General features: G+C 67.5%; 19 protein-coding genes. 8 read left to right on the top strand and 11 right to left on the bottom strand.

Going from position 1 to position 17,391, the window contains the following annotated elements:
* Window positions 1–38: 38 nt before the first annotated feature.
* From ACXAD2_RS26550 to atpD, 9 genes are read right to left on the bottom strand one after another with little or no spacing between them, the layout of a single operon-like run.
* Window positions 39–896 carry a F0F1 ATP synthase subunit gamma gene (locus ACXAD2_RS26550; protein WP_475177290.1) on the bottom strand — a complete coding sequence of 286 codons (858 nt, stop codon included), beginning with the start codon at window positions 894–896 and terminating at the stop codon, window positions 39–41.
* On the bottom strand, window positions 893–2,419 hold the full coding sequence (locus ACXAD2_RS26545) for a F0F1 ATP synthase subunit alpha (protein WP_475177286.1): 1,527 nt from the start codon (window positions 2,417–2,419) through the stop codon (window positions 893–895). The genes ACXAD2_RS26550 and ACXAD2_RS26545 overlap by 4 nt, the downstream gene beginning before the upstream one ends.
* On the bottom strand, window positions 2,412–3,146 hold the full coding sequence (locus ACXAD2_RS26540; RefSeq protein ID WP_475177282.1) for an ATP synthase F0 subunit B: 735 nt from the start codon (window positions 3,144–3,146) through the stop codon (window positions 2,412–2,414). The genes ACXAD2_RS26545 and ACXAD2_RS26540 overlap by 8 nt, the downstream gene beginning before the upstream one ends.
* Before the next feature lie 13 nt (window positions 3,147–3,159).
* On the bottom strand, window positions 3,160–3,408 hold the full coding sequence (locus ACXAD2_RS26535; RefSeq protein ID WP_066107200.1) for a F0F1 ATP synthase subunit C: 249 nt from the start codon (window positions 3,406–3,408) through the stop codon (window positions 3,160–3,162).
* Complete coding sequence (locus ACXAD2_RS26530) at window positions 3,405–4,115, bottom strand: F0F1 ATP synthase subunit A (protein ID WP_475177273.1); 711 nt, start codon at window positions 4,113–4,115, stop codon at window positions 3,405–3,407. The genes ACXAD2_RS26535 and ACXAD2_RS26530 overlap by 4 nt, the downstream gene beginning before the upstream one ends.
* The gene (locus ACXAD2_RS26525; RefSeq protein ID WP_475177271.1) at window positions 4,112–4,393 is read right to left on the bottom strand and encodes an N-ATPase subunit AtpR; all 282 of its coding nucleotides are present in this window, start codon (window positions 4,391–4,393) and stop codon (window positions 4,112–4,114) included. Before ACXAD2_RS26525 ends, ACXAD2_RS26530 begins: the two co-directional genes overlap by 4 nt.
* Window positions 4,390–4,668 carry an AtpZ/AtpI family protein gene (locus ACXAD2_RS26520; RefSeq protein ID WP_066107191.1) on the bottom strand — a complete coding sequence of 93 codons (279 nt, stop codon included), beginning with the start codon at window positions 4,666–4,668 and terminating at the stop codon, window positions 4,390–4,392. The genes ACXAD2_RS26525 and ACXAD2_RS26520 overlap by 4 nt, the downstream gene beginning before the upstream one ends.
* Entirely contained in the window at window positions 4,665–5,120 is a 456-nt protein-coding gene (locus ACXAD2_RS26515) for a F0F1 ATP synthase subunit epsilon (RefSeq protein WP_475177268.1), read from the bottom strand. Before ACXAD2_RS26515 ends, ACXAD2_RS26520 begins: the two co-directional genes overlap by 4 nt.
* Window positions 5,117–6,538: a F0F1 ATP synthase subunit beta gene (atpD, locus tag ACXAD2_RS26510; protein ID WP_475177264.1), complete on the bottom strand. Its 1,422-nt coding sequence runs from the start codon at window positions 6,536–6,538 to the stop codon at window positions 5,117–5,119. The genes ACXAD2_RS26515 and atpD overlap by 4 nt, the downstream gene beginning before the upstream one ends.
* 404 nt (window positions 6,539–6,942) lie before the next feature.
* Here atpD and ACXAD2_RS26505 point away from each other — a divergent pair, with 404 nt between their 5' ends.
* From ACXAD2_RS26505 to ACXAD2_RS26475, 7 genes are all read left to right on the top strand, one after another.
* Window positions 6,943–8,043, top strand: a complete 1,101-nt coding sequence (locus tag ACXAD2_RS26505; RefSeq protein WP_475177260.1) for a transporter substrate-binding protein — start codon at window positions 6,943–6,945, stop codon at window positions 8,041–8,043.
* Window positions 8,040–8,642 carry an ANTAR domain-containing response regulator gene (locus ACXAD2_RS26500; RefSeq protein WP_475177257.1) on the top strand — a complete coding sequence of 201 codons (603 nt, stop codon included), beginning with the start codon at window positions 8,040–8,042 and terminating at the stop codon, window positions 8,640–8,642. Before ACXAD2_RS26505 ends, ACXAD2_RS26500 begins: the two co-directional genes overlap by 4 nt.
* The gene (locus ACXAD2_RS26495) at window positions 8,635–9,522 is read left to right on the top strand and encodes an ABC transporter permease (protein ID WP_164181378.1); all 888 of its coding nucleotides are present in this window, start codon (window positions 8,635–8,637) and stop codon (window positions 9,520–9,522) included. The genes ACXAD2_RS26500 and ACXAD2_RS26495 overlap by 8 nt, the downstream gene beginning before the upstream one ends.
* Window positions 9,522–10,442: an ABC transporter permease gene (locus ACXAD2_RS26490; RefSeq protein ID WP_475177255.1), complete on the top strand. Its 921-nt coding sequence runs from the start codon at window positions 9,522–9,524 to the stop codon at window positions 10,440–10,442. The genes ACXAD2_RS26495 and ACXAD2_RS26490 overlap by 1 nt, the downstream gene beginning before the upstream one ends.
* Window positions 10,443–10,604: 162 nt before the next feature.
* Window positions 10,605–12,224, top strand: a complete 1,620-nt coding sequence (locus ACXAD2_RS26485; protein ID WP_475177251.1) for an ABC transporter substrate-binding protein — start codon at window positions 10,605–10,607, stop codon at window positions 12,222–12,224.
* 4 nt (window positions 12,225–12,228) lie between these two features.
* Window positions 12,229–13,188 carry an acetamidase/formamidase family protein gene (locus tag ACXAD2_RS26480; protein ID WP_475177249.1) on the top strand — a complete coding sequence of 320 codons (960 nt, stop codon included), beginning with the start codon at window positions 12,229–12,231 and terminating at the stop codon, window positions 13,186–13,188.
* Window positions 13,189–13,205: 17 nt separating this feature from the next.
* Complete coding sequence (locus tag ACXAD2_RS26475; RefSeq protein ID WP_475177247.1) at window positions 13,206–14,990, top strand: ABC transporter ATP-binding protein; 1,785 nt, start codon at window positions 13,206–13,208, stop codon at window positions 14,988–14,990.
* On the opposite strand, the gene ACXAD2_RS26470 is transcribed toward ACXAD2_RS26475, so the two are convergent.
* Window positions 14,987–15,211, bottom strand: coding sequence for a hypothetical protein (locus tag ACXAD2_RS26470; RefSeq protein ID WP_475177242.1), 225 nt, complete (start codon window positions 15,209–15,211; stop codon window positions 14,987–14,989). The two genes, ACXAD2_RS26475 and ACXAD2_RS26470, sit on opposite strands and share 4 nt — an antisense overlap.
* Window positions 15,212–15,304: 93 nt before the next feature.
* Window positions 15,305–16,099, bottom strand: a complete 795-nt coding sequence (locus ACXAD2_RS26465) for a helix-turn-helix transcriptional regulator (protein WP_066107153.1) — start codon at window positions 16,097–16,099, stop codon at window positions 15,305–15,307.
* 135 nt (window positions 16,100–16,234) lie between these two features.
* Between ACXAD2_RS26465 and ACXAD2_RS26460 the strand changes: the two genes are divergently transcribed.
* Entirely contained in the window at window positions 16,235–17,386 is a 1,152-nt protein-coding gene (locus tag ACXAD2_RS26460; protein WP_475177235.1) for an ABC transporter ATP-binding protein, read from the top strand.
* Window positions 17,387–17,391 lie beyond the last annotated feature (5 nt).

Here is a 17,391-nt window from a genome sequence, read left to right as displayed (position 1 = left end):
TTGCGGGTCAATGTCAGCCATGGTCCGACCTCTAGCGGTTAGCGCGCCGGCAGGCTGCCGGTGGCAAGCTCCATGATCTCTTCGGTGATCGCATCCTGCCGCAGCCGCCGCGCCTGTCCGACCAGCGCCTCAAGCGATGCGGTGACATTGTCATGGGCGGCGATCATCGCGCGCATGCGCGCCTCGTTCTCGGCGGCGAAGGACAGCATCAGCGCCTCGCTGATCTCGGCAAAGACATATTCTTCGACCAGCCGGGCAAGCAGGTCCTCGGGGGGTAGGGTGATCCGCGGCTCCAGCATCGTCTTGGGGGCGGGGAAGCGCCCGTAGTCGAAAGGCACGAGCCGTTTGTGCACAACGTCATATCCCTCGGTCCCGCCCGGCGTGGCATGCAGGATCGTCACCGAACTGGCGCGCCCGCCCGCGATGCGCTGAAACACCGCTTCGGCAATGCGCCCGGCCAGATGCGCCGTGCGCGCCGGATGGGCGATCATCGGGGCGCTCCAGCTTGGCGTGATGCCGTAGTCATGCGCGATGAGCAGCCCGCGGTCGCCGATGAGCAAGACCTCATGCGTGCGGTCCGCCTCGACAAGCGCATGCTGGGCGGCTTCGAGCATCCGCGCCGAGAAATTCCCGGCAAAGCCCTGTTCGGCGCAAAGCACGATGTGCAGCGCGCCGCCCCCGGCTGCGCTCGTCGGGGCCGCGCGCTCGGCCTCGGAAAGGCCAAGCGCCTGACCGATGGCCTCGCCGATGGTGTCGGCGTAGAGGCGGATCGCACCCACATGGGCATTGGCGTCCTGCAGGCGCGAGGCGGCAATGCCGCGCATCGCGGCGATCACCGCCGACAGTTTGTGGACCGTGCCGATGCGTTCCTCGACGTCGGAAAGCGTGCCGCTCATTCCGGCCCATTCCCCCCAGCCAGTTCACCCACCAGTTCGACCACCAGCGCTACGAGCGCCGTGCGCTGCGCGTCGCTGAGCGTGCCGTTTTCCTGCAGCGCCGCGACAAGCTCATGCCCCTGCGTGTCGAGCCGCCCCGGCAACTCCTGCCGCATCCTGCTCAGGCGTTCTGCCGGGATGCCATCGAGCGCCCCCTCGGCCAGCGCCGCCAGCAGCGCGACCTGATCCACGAGCCGCAGCCCGGCATAGCGCGGCTGGCCCAGCAGCGCCCGGATGCATTCGCCGCGCGCGATCTGCGTCTTGACCCGCGTGCTCGAGATGCCGCCAAAACGGGTGAACATCTCAAGCTCCTGGAACTGCGCGTAATCTAGCCGGAGCCGCCCCGAGACGGCGCGCAGCGCCGGGGCCTGTGCCTTGCCGCCGACCCGGCTGACCGACAGCCCCACATCCACCGCAGGCCGCTGGTTCGCGGCAAAGAGATGGGAGTCGAGGACGATCTGCCCGTCGGTGATCGAGATCAGGTTGGTCGGGATATAGGCCGACAGATTGCCCGCGTCGGTCTCGGCGATGGGCAGGGCGGTGATCGAGCCGCCGGTCTCGCGCGGCAGTTTGGCGGCGCGCTCCAAAAGCCGCGCGTGCAGGTAGAAGATATCGCCCGGATAGGCCTCGCGCCCCGGCGGCTCCCGGGTGAGAAGCGCAAGCTCGCGGTGGGTGGCGGCGTGGCGGGTCAGATCGTCGATCACGATCAGAACGTCATGGCCCGCGTCGCGGAAATATTCGGCCATGGTCATGCCCGAGAAAGGCGCGATCCACTGCAGCCCCGGCGCGCTTCCGGCGTTGCCGACGACAAAGACGCAGCGCTCTGGTGCGCCATGGTCGCGCACCGCCGCGATCACCCGCTCGACCGCCGTGGCCCGCTGGCCGACGGCGACGTAGATGCAGATGACCTCGCTGTGCTTTTGGTTGAGGATCGCCTCGACCGCCAACGCGGTCTTTCCCGTGGCCCGGTCGCCGACGATCAACTCGCGTTGGCCGCGCCCGATGGCGAAAAGACTGTCGACCACCAGCACGCCGGTCATCAGCGGCTCCGAGACCAAGGCGCGCTCGATGATGCCGGGGGCAGGGCGTTCGATGGGCAGGGCCTCCTGTGTCTCGAGCGCGGCGCCGCCATCGATAGGACGGCCCAGCGGATCGACGATGCGCCCGAGCAGCGCATCCCCCACCGGCACGCGGACCACATCGCCGGTGTCGGTGACTTTGCTCCCGGCCTCGATCCCGGTCACATCGTCAAAAAGCACCGCGTCGATCTCGCGCGCATCCAGCGTCTGGGCAAATCCCGCCTGTCCGCCTTCGAAGCGCAACAGCGCGCCAAGCGGCGCATCCGGCAGGCCCGAGACCCGCGCGATCCCGTCCGCCACCGCGATCACCCGGCCGATGGGCTCCGCCTCGGGGGCAAGCTCGGTGCGGGCGAGCGTGGCACGGCCACGGCGCAGCCAGTCGGCAGAGGGGGGCTCTTCAGTCATGCCGCAGCAACTCCTGCCGGATGTGGTCAAGATCGGCGCGGAAGTGGTTGCGCACGACCGCATGCGGCGCGTCCAGCTCCAGCCCGGCGATCAGCGCGGGATCGGCGGTCACGGAAAGCGCGATCTCATGGCCCAGCACCTCGGCGAGACGGCCCTGCAGCAGGGCCATCTCTGGATCGCTGAGGGCGCTGGCCGCGCGGACCACCATCGGCCCCGAGCCGCCGAGACCCTCCCGCGTCTGCTCTGGCAGCCGCGCCACCGCCTCCGCCAGCCCGTCGATGAACCCCGCGCTGCGCATCTGCGCGGGCAACCGGTCGAGCAGCCGCCGCGAGATGTCCACCGCCAGATCCGCCGCCTCGTCCTGCATCGCGCGCTCGGCATCGCTCCGGCTGCGCTGGATCTCCGCCTGCGCCTCGGCGCGCAGTTTGGCGGCATCCTCGCGCGCCGCGTCCAGCAGTTCACGCCGGGCGCGCTCGGCCTCGGCCTGCGCCGTCGCCAGAAGCTTTGCGCGGCGCTCTGCGACGGCGGCATCGCCGGATCGAAGCTCGGCCAGAGCGGCCTCTGCCTCAGCCTTTGCACTGCGCGCATGGTCCAGCGCATCGGTTGCCGCCGCCTGCCGCTTTTCGAGGATCTCCGACACCGGCTTGAACAGGAAATGCGACAGGATCCACAGCAGCACCAAAAGGTTGATCGTCTGCAGCGCCAATGTCCACCAGTCGAAACTCATCGCAATGCCTGCCTCAGACGAAGGGGTTGGCGAAGAGCAGCAGCAGCGCGATCACCAGCGTGTAGATCGCCATGGTCTCGATCATCGCGAGCCCGACAAAGAGCGTGCGGCTGAGCGTGCCCGCGGCCTCGGGCTGGCGGGCGATGGCGTCCATGGCGGCGGCCACGGCGCGCCCTTCGGCCAGCGCCGGACCGATGGCGCCGAAGGACACGGCAAGCGCGGCGGCAAGGATGCTGACGATCTCGACAAGGTTTGCGGTCATGGGCGGGTCTCCTTTGCGGAAGCGGATGGCGATGTGGGGGATGGCGCCTGCTCGCCCACGGCGGCGCCGATGAAGACGGTGGCGAGCACGGCGAAGATATAGGCCTGTACGGCGCCGGTCAGCAGATCGAGCGCCATCAGCGGGATCGGCACCAGCAGCCCGGCGAGCGTGAGGATGATGCCGATGACGAAGACGCCGCTCATCACGTTGCCGAAGAGGCGTACGATCAGCGAGAAGGTGCGGGTGATCTGCTCGACGACGTTGAGCGGGATCATCACCCAGGACGGCTCGGCGAAAGTGGCGAGATAGCCCCGCAGCCCCTGCGCGGCGACGCCGTACCAGATGGTGGCGGCGAACACGATCAGCGCCAGCGCGGCATCGGTCTCAAGGCGCGCGGTCGGTGGCTCGATGCCGGGCAGCAGCGACGACCAGTTGGCCACCAGCACAAAGAGGAAGATCGTGCCGATGAGCGCGCGGTAGCGGCGCGGGTCGCGCTGCATCGTGTCGCTGATCTGGGCATCGACGGTGCCGACGAACAGCTCCAGCACGGTCTGCAGCCGTCCCGGTGTCAGCGACGGGTTGCGGGTGGCAAGCCAGCAGCCGAGTGTCAGAAACGCGAGGATCGCCCATGTCACCAGCACCGGCTCGGTGATCGGCACCGGCCCCAGATAGAACAGCGGATCGAGGGAAAGCGGGCTGTCCATCACGCGCCCTTCCGGGACCGGCGCAGCACCATCTGCCGCGCCAGAAGCAGCCCTATCGTGCCCGCCAGCAGCGGCAGCGCGCCCAGTAGGGCCAGCCCGACCAAGACCCCGGCCAGAACGGCGAGACGGCCAAGTTGCAAGACCAGCGCCAGCCACGCCGGGCCAGACCCGAGATAAAGGTCGGTCAACCGCCGCAGGCTGGCGAAATGCGCCCATCCCAGCGCGAAGCCAAGGCAGAGCGCGAGGGTGGCGAGAGCGTAGGGCGTGTCGGGCAGGGTCATTGCTTGTGCATCCATTTCCATGCGGCGTGAAAGCCGATCGCGGCGCCGATCATGATCGCCGGGGCGGTGAAGAAGACGCCGGTGCCAAAGGCGCGGTCGGCGGCGCGGCCCAGCACCACGCCCAGCAGGGTCGGCACCACCACGGCCCAGCCAAGGATGCCGATCTGCCCAAGGCGCGCCCCGAGCGAGGGTTCAGGCGTCTCTTTCCCAAGCCGGTCTCGGTCCGCCGAACGTCGGGCGGCCTCGGCGATATGGTTCTTCTGCTCGTCGGTCATGGGCCCTCTCCACCGGAGGCGAAGGGCGGGGCCGATGGGCCTGCCGGGCGCCCCGGACGCAGATATTGCATCAGCTGCCGGACCGCGCTGGCATGGAGCCGCATCTGCTCGACCCGCTCGCGGCGGTCGGCATCGGCATCGGCGGCGCGCAGGCTGTCGACCTCTGCCTCCAGCGCATGAAGATCATCGCCCAGCACCCCCTCCCGGCAGGCCACGGCCACCGCTTCGCCACGCTCCACCGTCAGCAGTCCGCTGCGCAGCGCGCAGAAGTGCAGCGCCCCGTCGGCGGAGCGCCAGCGCAGCACCGAGGCGGGCAGCACCGTCAGGAACGCAGTATGGCCGGGCAGAATGCCAAAGGCACCGCTGCGGTCCTCGGCGCGCAGGGATGTCACGCCGGTCTCGTCAACCAGAACGCTCATCGGTGTGGTGACGGTGAGATGCAGCCCGCTCATGCCGCGTCCTTTCCGGCGCCCTGCTTCTCGCGCGCCTCCTCGAGCGTGCCGACCATGTAAAGCGCGCGCTCGTCCCATGCGTCGCAGTCGCCTGCGAGGATCGCCCGGCAGCCCGCGATGGTCTCTTCCACCGGCACCGAGCGACCGGGAATGCCGGTGAACGCTTCGGTCACGGTGAAGGGCTGGGTGAGGAACCGCTGGAGCCGCCGGGCACGCTCGACGATCTGCCGGTCCTCGCGGCCGAGCTCCTCCATCCCCAGCAGAGAGATCACATCCTGCAGCCCCCGATAATGCTCGATGGCGCGGCGCACTTCGTTGGCCACACGCACATGCTCTTCGCCAAGGATCAGCGGATCGAGCAGGATCGACGAAGACGCCACGGGATCAATAGCAGGATACATGCCGTCGGCGGCCATGGCGCGCGAGAGCACCACCATGCTGTCCACATGCGAGGCGATCGTGGTCACCGCCGGATCGGTGAAATCGTCCGCGGGCACATAGACCGCCTCGACCGCCGTGACCGAGGCGCTGCCTGAAGAGGCGATGCGCTCCTGCAGGTCGGCCACTTCCGTGCCCAGCGTCGGCTGATAACCCACGCGCGAGGGCAGACGGCCCAACAGCCCCGAGACCTCGGCCCCCGCCTGAACGAAGCGAAAGACGTTGTCCATCAGCAGCAAAACGTTGCGCTGCGCCTCGTCGCGGAAGTGCTCGGCGATGGTCAGCGCGGTCAGCGGCACCCGCCAGCGGGCGCCCGGCGGCTCGTTCATCTGGCCATAGACCAGCACGGTGCGGTCCAGCACCCCGGCATGGGTCATCTCGACCAGCAACTCATGCCCCTCGCGCGAGCGCTCGCCCACGCCGGAAAAGACCGAGATGCCCTCGTAGCTGGCGACCATGGCGTGGATCAGTTCCATCACCAGAACCGTTTTGCCGACGCCCGCGCCGCCGAACATCGCCGCCTTGCTGCCCTGCGCCAGCGGGGTGAGCAGATCAAAGACCTTGATGCCGGTGTGAAACAGCTCGGGATGGCCCGCGCCGGTGCGAAAGGGCGGCGGGGCGCGGTGGATGGGGCGGCGCGACACGTCGGCGGGCAGCGGCGCTTTCGCGTCGCCGATGCCGCCGGTGACATCCAGCAGCCGTCCCAGCACCGCCTCGCCGACCGGCACTTCGAGCGGCCCGCCAATGGGCCGCACCCGCGCGCCGCGCCGCAATCCGCCAGTTGCCTGCAGCGCGATGCCGCGCAGGGTGGCGGCGTCGAGATGCGCCTGTACCTCGATGGTCACATCCTCTCCGCCCGGCCGCTGCACCAGCAGCGCGTCGTTGATCTTTGGCAGGGGGCCGCCCTGAAAGCGCACGTCCACCACCGCGCCGCGAATGGCGACAACCTCTCCTGCCGGGCCGATCATTTCTGCTGTCATGCGGGTCCTCGCTGGGACAATCCTGCCGCAAGGTAAGCAAATTCGCGGGGGGCGCACTTTGCGCCGCATCAAATTCCCTGCGCTGACAGCCGCTTGTCTGATCCCTCCCGGTGTGAATGCCCAGCCAACGGGCAGGCACAGACAAAAGCTCAGGCGCGCGCCGCCTTAGGGTAGAAAATCAGAGTGGCTGGTCGCCCAAAGGTGTCTTGGCGGCACAAATTATCAGCAAACGGCGCGAATTTCTTAGCGGCACCCTTGGCACCCCCCGGCAAGAGCGTTGACAGCGCGTCCTCTCCGCGCTGATGCTGGCCTCAACATAGTCGGCAAAAGCGCCTCGCGATCCCGCATTCCGCCCCTTCGGGCGGTTGGGATCAGCGGGGCTTTTTTCGTTTTAGGAGGGCGCCGTGACGCGCGAGATAGACCTCGGGATCCTGTTTTCCCGCTCTGGCACCTACAGCCTCATCAGCGAGGCAAGCCGCACCGGGGCGCTGAAGGCGATCGCAGAGGTCAACGCGGATGCCTCGCTCGATATGACCTTCCGCCCGGTCGAGCGCGACCCGCAGGGCAATGTGGATGCCTATGCGCCGCTCTGCGAGGAAATCCTGCAGGGCAGCGGCGCGCGCCATGTCATCGGCTGCACCACCTCGTGGAGCCGTAAGGAGGTGATCCCGGCGCTGGAGCGGATGGATGGCGCGCTGTGGTATCCCGCCCCCTATGAGGGGTTCGAGGCCTCCGACCGCATCGTCTACACCCACGCCAGCCCGAACCAGCACCTGCTGCCGCTGCTCGATTACGTCTTTGCCGAGTTCGGCACGCGCAGCTATCTGACCGGCTCCAACTACATCTGGGGCTGGGAGATGAACCGGCTGGCGCGCGAGATCGGCATGCGCGCAGGCGGCGAGGTTCTGGGCGAACGCTACCTGCCGCTCGGCTCCACCGAGATCACCCGGATCGTCGAGGAAATCGCTGATCTCAAGCCCGACTTCGTGCTCAATCAGCTGATCGGCCCGTCACAATACGCCTTTCTGTCGGCGATGGCCGAGCTGCGGCAGCGCGATCCCTTCTTCGGCTCGGGGCGCTGCCCGGTGCTGTCGTGCAATGTCACCGAGTGCGAACTGCCTGCAATGGGGGCGGCGGCCGAGGGGCTGATCTCGGCGGGGCCTTGGTTCCGCGGCCAGCACCCGGCGCTGCCGGGCAACTTCGGGCGCGAAGACTTTGGCTCGTCGCTGGAAGCGGCGGGGCACGCCTCGGTGATGATGCTGGCGCGGCTTCTGGCGGATGCGCCGGGCGCGGAAAACCTGCCGCTGTCGGATCTGCTGGCGCAGCCGCGCGCCGCGGCCATGGGCCTGTGTGCCCGCACCCATCACACCCGCCTGCCGGTGGCCATCGCGCAGGTGCGCGACGGGGCTTTCGTGCCGCTGCGCACCGAAGCGCCGGTCGAGGGCGATCCCTATCTCACCCGCGAGCGCGAGACTGCGCCGACCAAGCTGCGGGTGGTGAAATGAGACGGCGGCTGCGCATTCCCGATCTGGGCGGCGCAAGAGCCGCGATCCTCCACCGTCCGCACGCCACGGTCACCGCGCTGGTGCGCCAGTTGCAGGCCATCGGGCTTGAGGTCGATTGCCACTGGCCCGATCTTCCCGCCTCGGCGCGCGGCGCGGATTACCTCTTTATCGACGTCGACACCGCCTATGACGACCAGTTCCCATGGGAGCCGGGCGAGGCGCCGCTGCCGACCATCGCGCTTATCGGGTCCGAGGCGCCGGGGCGCATCGAATGGCTGATGAACTTCGGGGCTGACGCGCAGATCCTGAAGCCGGTCGGCGATGGCGGCGTCTATTCGGCGCTGCTGATCGCCCGCGCCACCTTTGATGCGCGCGTCGAGAAGTCGGGCGAGATCGACGCGCTGCGCCGCCGTCTCGGCCAGCGCCAGACCGTGGTGCGCGCCGTGGCGCTGCTCGCGGCGCGCGGCAAGACCGAGGATCAGGCCTACGAGCAACTGCGCGCCATGGCGATGGCATGGCGGGTGAGCTTCGAAGAGGCGGCGGACCGGATCGTCGCGGCACACAATCCCGAGCCAGAGGAAGGCAGCGATCATGGCTGACACCACCGCATCCCTTGCCGGCACCGCTCCGGCGGGCGCCCTGCGCCGCCTGCTGCGCCGCAAGCTGGCGCTTTTCGGGCTGGCGATCATCGCGCTGGTGGTCGGCGGCGCGGTCTTCGCGCCGTGGATCGCCCCGTTCGCGCCGGATGAGCAGCTTTTCGAGGGGCTGTCGCTCTATGGCGAGCCGCTGCCGCCGGGCGGGGATTTCCTCATGGGGACAGACCTTCTTGGGCGCGATCTCTTCACCCGCATCCTTTACGGCGCGCGCACCTCGCTGATCATCGGCGTTGTGGCGAACGGCGTGGCGCTGATCATCGGCACGCTGGTGGGCGTGCTGGCGGGCTTCGTGCGCGGCTGGTTCGGCGCGCTGCTGATGCGCTTCACCGATCTGATGATGGCCTTCCCGGCGCTCTTGCTAGCGATCTGCCTCGCGGCGATCTTCCAGCCCTCGCTGTGGATCGTCGCCATGGTCATTGCGCTGGTCAACTGGGTGCAGACCGCCCGCGTGGTCTATACCGAGACCACCAGCCTTGCCGAGCGTGAGTTCATCGCCGCCGAGAAGACCCTCGGCGCCTCGCAGGCCCGCATCCTCTTCCGCCACATCCTGCCGCACCTCATTCCGACGCTGATCGTCTGGGGCACGCTGGGCATCTCCGTCACCGTGCTGCTGGAAGCGACGCTGAGCTTTCTGGGGGTGGGCGTGCAGCCGCCGACCCCCAGCTGGGGCAACATCATCTTCGAGAACCAGACCTATTTCCAGGCGGCGCCCTGGCTGGTGTTCATCCCCGGCGCGGCGATCCTGCTGCTGGCGCTGGCCTTCAACCTCGTGGGCGACGCGCTGCGCGACGTGCTCGACCCGACGCAGAGGGGCAACGACTGATGCTCAATTACCTGACCCGCCGCCTGATCCAATCCGCGCTGATCCTGCTGGGCGTGAGCTTCATCACCTTCCTGCTGCTCTACGTGCTGCCCGCCGACCCGGTGCGCCAGATCGCCGGGCGCTCGGCCACGGCACAGACGGTCGAGAACATCCGCCATCAGCTGGGCCTCGATCAGCCGCTGATGGTGCAATACTGGCGGTATCTCACCGGGCTGGTGCAGGGCGACATGGGCCGCAGCTACCTGCAAAAGACCGAGGTTTCGACGCTGATCGCCGCACGGCTCCCGGCCTCGCTGCTGCTCATGGCGGGTGGGATCGTCTGTGAGCTGCTGATCGGGCTGACGCTGGGCATCGTCGCCGCCGTGTTCCGGGGCCGCCCGCTCGATCAGGGCCTGATGGTGACCAGCTTTGTCGCGGTCTCGGCGCCGCAATTCGTGGTCGGCCTGCTGCTGCTCTATCTCTTCGCGGTGCAGCTGGGCTGGTTCCCCATCGGCGGCTACGGCACCTTTGCCCACCTCGTGCTGCCCGCGGTGACGCTGGGGATCATGGGCTCGGGCTGGTACAGCCGGATGATGCGCTCGTCGATGGTCGACGTGCTGCGGCAGGACTACATCCGCACCGCCCGCGCCAAGGGGCTGACGCGGGGCCGGGTGCTGCTGCGCCACGCGCTGCCCAACGCCATCCTTCCCATCATCGCGATGATCGGCATCGACATCGGCATCTTCATGGGCGGCATCGTCGTCGTCGAGAGCGTCTTTGGCTGGCCCGGCATCGGACAACTGGCGTGGCAGGCGATCCAGCGCGTCGACATCCCGATCATCATGGGCGTCACCATGGTCTCGGCCACCGCCATCGTGCTGGGCAACCTGCTGGCCGACCTGATCACCCCGTTCATCGACCCGCGCATCAAGCTGCGCTGACCCTGATTACCCCCGGTCCCGCCTATTTTTCAGGGACCACATCCACCACCACTCACGACCCAAAACGACCCAAAGACCACGCACGACAAGGCCACTCACGAAAAGGCCGGACACCACCACTCACGGACAACGGTCACCACAAGCAACAGGGAAAACCACAAGATGAAAGCACTGCTCACCTCCACCGCGATCCTGCTCGCCTCGGCGATCCCGGTGCTCGCGCAGGATTACACGCCCGATCCCAACGCCACCCCCGGCGGGATGATCACCGTCACCTATAAGGACGATGTCGCCACGCTCGACCCGGCGATCGGCTACGACTGGCAGAACTGGTCGATGATCAAATCGCTGTTCGACGGTCTGATGGACTATGTGCCCGGCACCACCGAACTGCGCCCCGGCCTTGCTGAAAGCTTTGAGGTCAGCGAGGACGGCACCGTCTTCACCTTCAAACTGCGCGAAGGGGTGAAATTCCACAACGGTCGCGAGATGACCGCCGAAGACGTGAAATACTCGCTTGACCGAGTCACCACCCCCGAAACCCAGTCGCCCGGCGCGGGCTTCTTCGCCTCCATCGCGGGCTTTGACGAGATCTCCAGCGGCGAAGCCGACACGCTCTCGGGCGTCGAGGTGGTGGACCCGCTGACGGTGAAGATCACCCTCTCGCGCCCCGATGCCACCTTCCTGCACGTGATGGCGCTGAACTTTGCCTCGGTCGTGCCCAAGGAAGCGGTGGACGAATACGGCACTGATTTCGGCAAGCACCCGGTCGGCACCGGCGCGTTCAGCCTTGGCGAATGGACCATCGGTCAGCGCCTCGTGTTCGAAAAGAACGCCGACTACTGGCGCGACGGCGTGCCCTATCTCGACGGCGTGACCTTCGAAGTCGGCCAAGAGCCGATCGTTGCGCTGCTGCGCCTGCAACAGGGCGAGGTGGATGTGCCCGGCGACGGCATCCCGCCGGCGAAATTCCAAGAGGTCATGGGCGATCCGGCGCAGGCCGAGCGCGTGGTCGAAGGCGGCCAGCTGCACACCGGCTATATCACCCTCAACGTTGGCATGGAGCCGCTCGACAAGCTCGAGGTGCGCGAAGCCATCAACATGGCGATCAACAAAGAGCGCATCACCCAGATCATCAACGGCCGCGCCGTGCCCGCGACCCAGCCGCTGCCGCCGTCGATGCCCGGCTACACCGAAGGTTACGAAGGCTATGCCTTCGACGCCGAGGCCGCCAAGGCCAAGCTCGCCGAAGCGGGTCTGGAGGACGGCTTCTCGACCGAGCTTTACGTGATGAACACCGACCCCAACCCGCGCATCGCGCAGGCGATCCAGCAGGACCTGAAGGCGATCGGCGTGGATGTGGAAATCCGCTCGCTCGCGCAGGCCAATGTGATCGAGGCTGGCGGTGCCGGTGAGGCGCCGATGATCTGGTCGGGCGGCATGGCGTGGATCGCCGACTTCCCCGATCCCTCGAACTTCTACGGCCCGATCCTCGGCTGCGCCGGTGCGGGCGAGGGCGGCTGGAACTGGTCGAAGTTCTGCGACGAAAGCATCGACGCCATGGCCACCGAAGCCGACAGCTTCACCGATCCTTCGGCGCCCGAGCGGCTCGAGATGTGGTCGGACGTCTACATGAAGGTGATGGAAGAAGCGCCTTGGGTGCCGGTGTTCAACGAGCAGCGCTACACCATGAAGTCCGAGCGCATGGGCGGCGATGACGCGCTCTACGTCGATCCGGTCTCGATCCCGGTGAACTATGACTACGTCTATGTGACCGAGTGATCCCATGTGCAAACACTGCGATTACACCATCCACGGCGCGCAGCATCATTTTGGATGGGACAATTCCATTGCCCCGGTCGAGATGGTCGCGCCGGGCAGCACCATCCTGTTCAACTGCATGGATTCTTCGGCGGGCCAGCTTGGCCCGTCGAGCACCGTCGAAGACGTGGCGGCGCTCGATTTCGGCAAGATCAACCCGGTCTCCGGCCCGATCTACATCGACGGAGCCGAGCCCGGTGACGCGCTGAAAATCACCCTCGAAGGCTTTGCCCCGCGGGTGCAGGAAGGCTCGGCATGGGGCTGGACGGCGAATATTCCCGGCTTTGGCCTCTTGGCCGATCAGTTCACCGACCCGGCGCTGACCCTGTGGAAATATGACGCTGAAACGCTGGCCCCGGCGCTCTGGGGCAGCACCGGCAAGGTGCCGCTGAAACCCTTCACCGGCACCATCGGCGTCGCGCTGGCCGAGCCCGGCCTGCATTCGATCGTGCCGCCGCGGCGCACGGGCGGCAACCTCGACATCCGCGACATCTCGGCGGGCACGGTGCTTTATCTGCCGGTCGAGGTGGCGGGGGCTCTCTTCTCGGTCGGCGACACCCATGCGGCGCAGGGCGACGGCGAGGTCTGCGGCACGGCCATCGAAAGCCCGATGGATGTGACCCTGACGCTCGATTTGGTGAAGGGCGCGAACCTCAAGATGCCGCGCTTCACCACGGCGGGGCCGGTGACCAACCATCTCGACGCCAAGGGCTATGAGGTCACCACCGGCGTCGGGCCCGACCTGATGAGCGGCGCGCGCGACGCGGTGGCGGGCATGGTCGATCTGCTCTGCGCGCAGCACGGCATGTCGGCGGTCGACGCCTATATGCTGGTCTCGACCTGCGGCGATCTGCGGATCTCCGAGATCGTCGACGCGCCGAATTGGGTGGTCTCTTTCTACTTCCCGCGCGCGGTCTTCGAATGACGCATCTGGCGCAAACCATGGCTGCCCCCGTTCAGGGGGCGGCTACCACCCCGCTGCTCTCGGTGCAGGAGCTGACCGTCTCGGTGCGCGACCGCGGCACGCTGCGGCCCATCGTCGAGGGGCTCAGCTTTGATCTGGCGGCGGGCGAGACGCTGGCCATCGCCGGGGAGTCGGGCTCGGGCAAATCGATCACCTCGCTGGCGCTGATGGGGCTTTTGCCCAACAACGTCTCGGTCACCTCCGGGCAGGCGCTGCTCGAGGGCACCGATCTTCCCGCGCTGCCCGAGGCCGAGATGCGCGGCCTGCGCGGGGCCAAGGTGGCGATGATCTTTCAGGAGCCGATGACCTCGCTCAACCCGGTGCACCGCATCGGCACGCAGCTGATCGAGGCGATCCGCGCGCATGATCCGCTGCCCCAGCGCGAGGCCCGCGCCGCCGCCGTTGAAGCGCTGCGCCGGGTGCGCATCTCCGAGCCAGAGCGCCGCATGGGCCAATATCCGCACGAGCTGTCGGGCGGGATGCGGCAGCGCGTGATGATCGCCATTGCGCTGGCCATGCGCCCGGCACTGCTGATCGCCGACGAGCCGACCACCGCGCTCGATGTCACCGTGCAGCGCGAGGTGCTGGATCTGCTGCGCGATCTGCAGGCCGAGACCGGCACCGCCATCATCCTCATCACCCATGACATGGGCGTGGTGGCCGAAACCGCCGACCGCGTGGTGGTCATGAAGGCCGGGCGCATGGTGGAATCCGGCCCGGTGGCGCAGATCTTCGACGCGCCCGCGCAGCCCTACACCCGCGACCTGCTCGCCGCCGTGCCGCGCCTCGGGGCCGGGGCCGCGCGCGCCGCCCCGCTGCCGCCCCAAGCTCCGGTGCCCGTCGCCCGGCTGATCGACGCGCAGGTGCATTTCGACATCGGTGCCAATTTCTTCGGACGTCCGACCCACCGTGTGCATGCGGTCGAGGGGGTGAGCTTCGACATCCGCCCGGGCGAGACCTTCGGCCTCGTCGGCGAGTCCGGCTGCGGCAAATCCACCATCGCCAAGGCGCTGGCAGGGCTCGTGCCGCATCACGGGCTGATCGAGGTCGCGGGCAAGAAACTGTCCGAACTGACCGCGCAGGGCCGCAAGGAGATCTGCCGCGACGTGCAGATGGTGTTCCAAGACCCGATGGCCGCGCTCGATCCGCGCATGACCGTGGGCGAGGCGGTGGCCGAGCCGCTGCTGATCCACGGTGTCGGCAGCGCCGAAGAGCACCGCGCCCGTGCCGCCGACCTGTTCCAGCGCGTCGGCCTCACGCCCGAGCAGATGACCCGCTATCCGCATGAGTTTTCCGGTGGTCAGCGCCAGCGCATCTGCGTCGCCCGCGCCTTGGCGCTGAAACCCCGGCTGATCATCTGCGACGAAAGCGTCTCGGCGCTGGACGTGTCGGTACAGGCGCGGGTGCTGGCGCTGCTCGAAGAGCTGCAGCAAGAGATGGGCGTGTCGTATCTCTTCATCAGCCACGACATGGCGGTGGTCGAGAACGTCGTGGACCGGCTGGCGGTGATGTATCTGGGGCAGATCGTCGAGATGGGCACGCGTGATCAGGTCTTTGGCGATCCGCGCCATCCCTACACGCAGCGCCTGCTCGACGCGGTGCCGATCCCCGATCCGTCGCGCAAGGGCCGCGCGCATGTGCGCCCCGCCGGAGAGATGCCGTCCCCGATCCGTCCGCTGGGCGACGCCCCGGCGCGCCTGCCGCTGATTGACGTGGGCGGCGGGCACCTCGTGGCGCAGACTGGTGAAGGGCAGGGCGCCTAGCGGCAGGGCGAGGTCAGCGCCGAGACCTGCTCGCCGATATTGTAGACCAGCCCATGCCCGGCGGCGGCATTGCGGGCATAGCGCCCGACGATGAAGGCGTCATCCGCCGCGAACGGCCAATAAAGCGCGCAGAGCGCCACGAAACCCAGCGCGGCAGCCGCGATGAGCAGCGGGTGTGGCGCTTTGGCGCCGCGCGGGGCGTGTGGGGCATAACCTGTCATGGCCGCGATCTTGCTCGCCTTTAAGGCGATAAAAAGGCAGCAAATTGTAAAGAATTGACCTGATCCATCCGCGCAACCGTTTTGCGCGCGGGCTCAGAGATCTTCGAGCGAGGACATGAACTTGGAGAAAAGCTCTCCTTGCGAGCTGACGCCAAGCTTGCCGTAGATGTTGCGCCGGTGGATGCGCACCGTGCCCGAGGCGATGCCGAGCGCGCGGCCACTGGCGTCGGCGGAATAGCCTTTGAGCATATATTCCACCACTTCCGCCTCGCGCGGGGTCAGCAGGTTGCGCCCGAAGCGCTGGAAGGCGTCGTCGATCAGTTGCGGCAGGCGCGGCGGTGCCGAGGCGGGACGCTCCGAGAACTCCTCGATCAGCCCCGACCAGTGCCGCCGCGCGGCGGATTCGACAAAGGGGAAGATGGTCTGCAGGTCGCGAAATTCCCGCGCCGAGAACGCCTTGTGCTCGCGCATCGCCGAGATCACCACGCTCACATCTTGGCCGACGTCGACGATGAAGCCTATTTCTTCGGCAAGTCCCGTCTGCACATAGTAGTTGCGAAAATATTCGGCCTGATAGAACCGGTCCGGCGCCAGATCGCGCAGGCGCACCAGCCGCGACGTCGTGGGGGCCGCCGAATGCAGGTAGAACGGGTCCAGAAGATAGGGGCCCTCTTGATAGTCATCGACCATCACCCGGCGCTTCGCGGCGGGAAAATCGTCATATAAATCAAGGGGTCGGCTGTCGCGATAATAGGCGAAAGTGACGGTGAACTCGAACGGTACGATGCAGCGCATCGCATCGGTGAGCGCCTTGGCAAATCCTGCCGTGCCAAGCGTCTCGAGGACCTTGGCGCTGGCGATCACCCATTCTTCCATCTGCGGTTTCATCGCGACCTATGCCCTTTGAGGTATATACAGCCATCCGCTCTTTTCGTAGCGTTTTTGGAAAGTACGGCATATGTCGCTTGGCGCAAGGTAAATCCGACCCGCAGGCAGGCAAAGGATAAGCCGACGGGGAGAAAGATGATTCAGGAACCGACCATGGCCGAAGCCTCCACCACTCACATACGCACAGCAGAGGCCGTGGCGGAATTTGTCGGCGCGACCAAGCGCTTCGGCGAGGTCGTTGCCGCCGACCGCATCGACCTGCGGATCCGGCGCGGCGAGTTTCTGTCCTTCCTCGGGCCATCGGGCTGCGGCAAGACGACGGCGCTGCGCATGCTGGCGGGTTTCGAAAGCCCGACCGAGGGCGAGGTGCTGATCGACGGGCGCGATGTGTCTTCGGTCCCCGCCTACAAGCGCCCGGTGAATATGGTGTTCCAGCATTACGCGCTGTTTCCGCATATGACCGTGGCGCAGAACGTCGGCTACGGGCTGCGCCAGCGCCGCCCGCGTCTGGCCAAGCGCGAGATCGAACTGAAGGTCGCCAAGGCGCTGGCCACGGTGCGGCTCGCCGATTTCGGGCCGCGGCGGATCTGGGAAATGTCGGGCGGCCAGCAACAGCGCGTGGCGCTCGCACGGGCCATCGTCAACGAGCCGAAGATCCTGCTGCTCGACGAGCCGATGGCGGCGCTCGACGCCAAGCTGCGCGGCGAGATGCAGCGCGAGCTTCTGGAGCTTCAGCGCAGCCTTGGGATCACCTTCGTTCTGGTCACCCACGATCAGGAAGAGGCGCTCGCCATGTCCGACCGCATCTGCATCATGGGCAAGGGGCGCCTCGCGCAGGTGGGCAGCCCGCAAGAGCTCTACGACCGTCCCCGCAGCCGCTATGTCGCCGATTTCGTCGGCAAGGCGAACATCGTCTCGGCGCGGATCAGCGGACGGCAGGGCGGCATGGCGCAGGCGGTTCTGGGCAATGGCGTCAAGGTCGTGCTGCGCGACGAGCCGGGCGACACGCGCAAGACGGCAGAGGTCGCCGTGCGCCCCGAGGCGCTCTCGCTCGCCCCGCGGGACGCCGCTGTCCCCGCGGGGACAGCCGCTGTCCCCGCCCGCGTCACCCATCGCACATTTCTGGGCGATCACACCGAATACCTGCTGAGCGCCGATCGCATCGGCCCGCTTCAGGTCAATATCCCGCGACAGGCCGAAAGAATTCTGGGCGGGCATGACGTGGGCGCCTCCGTCCATGTCCTCTGGCCGGAGGGAACGGGTCTCGTTCTCGCCGCCGACGACTGAAGACA

The sequence above is a fragment of the Salipiger sp. ABN3_019 genome (assembly GCF_056158605.1).
Note: the sequence above shows the minus strand (reverse complement) of the source record. Positions and strands in the feature narration are given on the sequence as shown.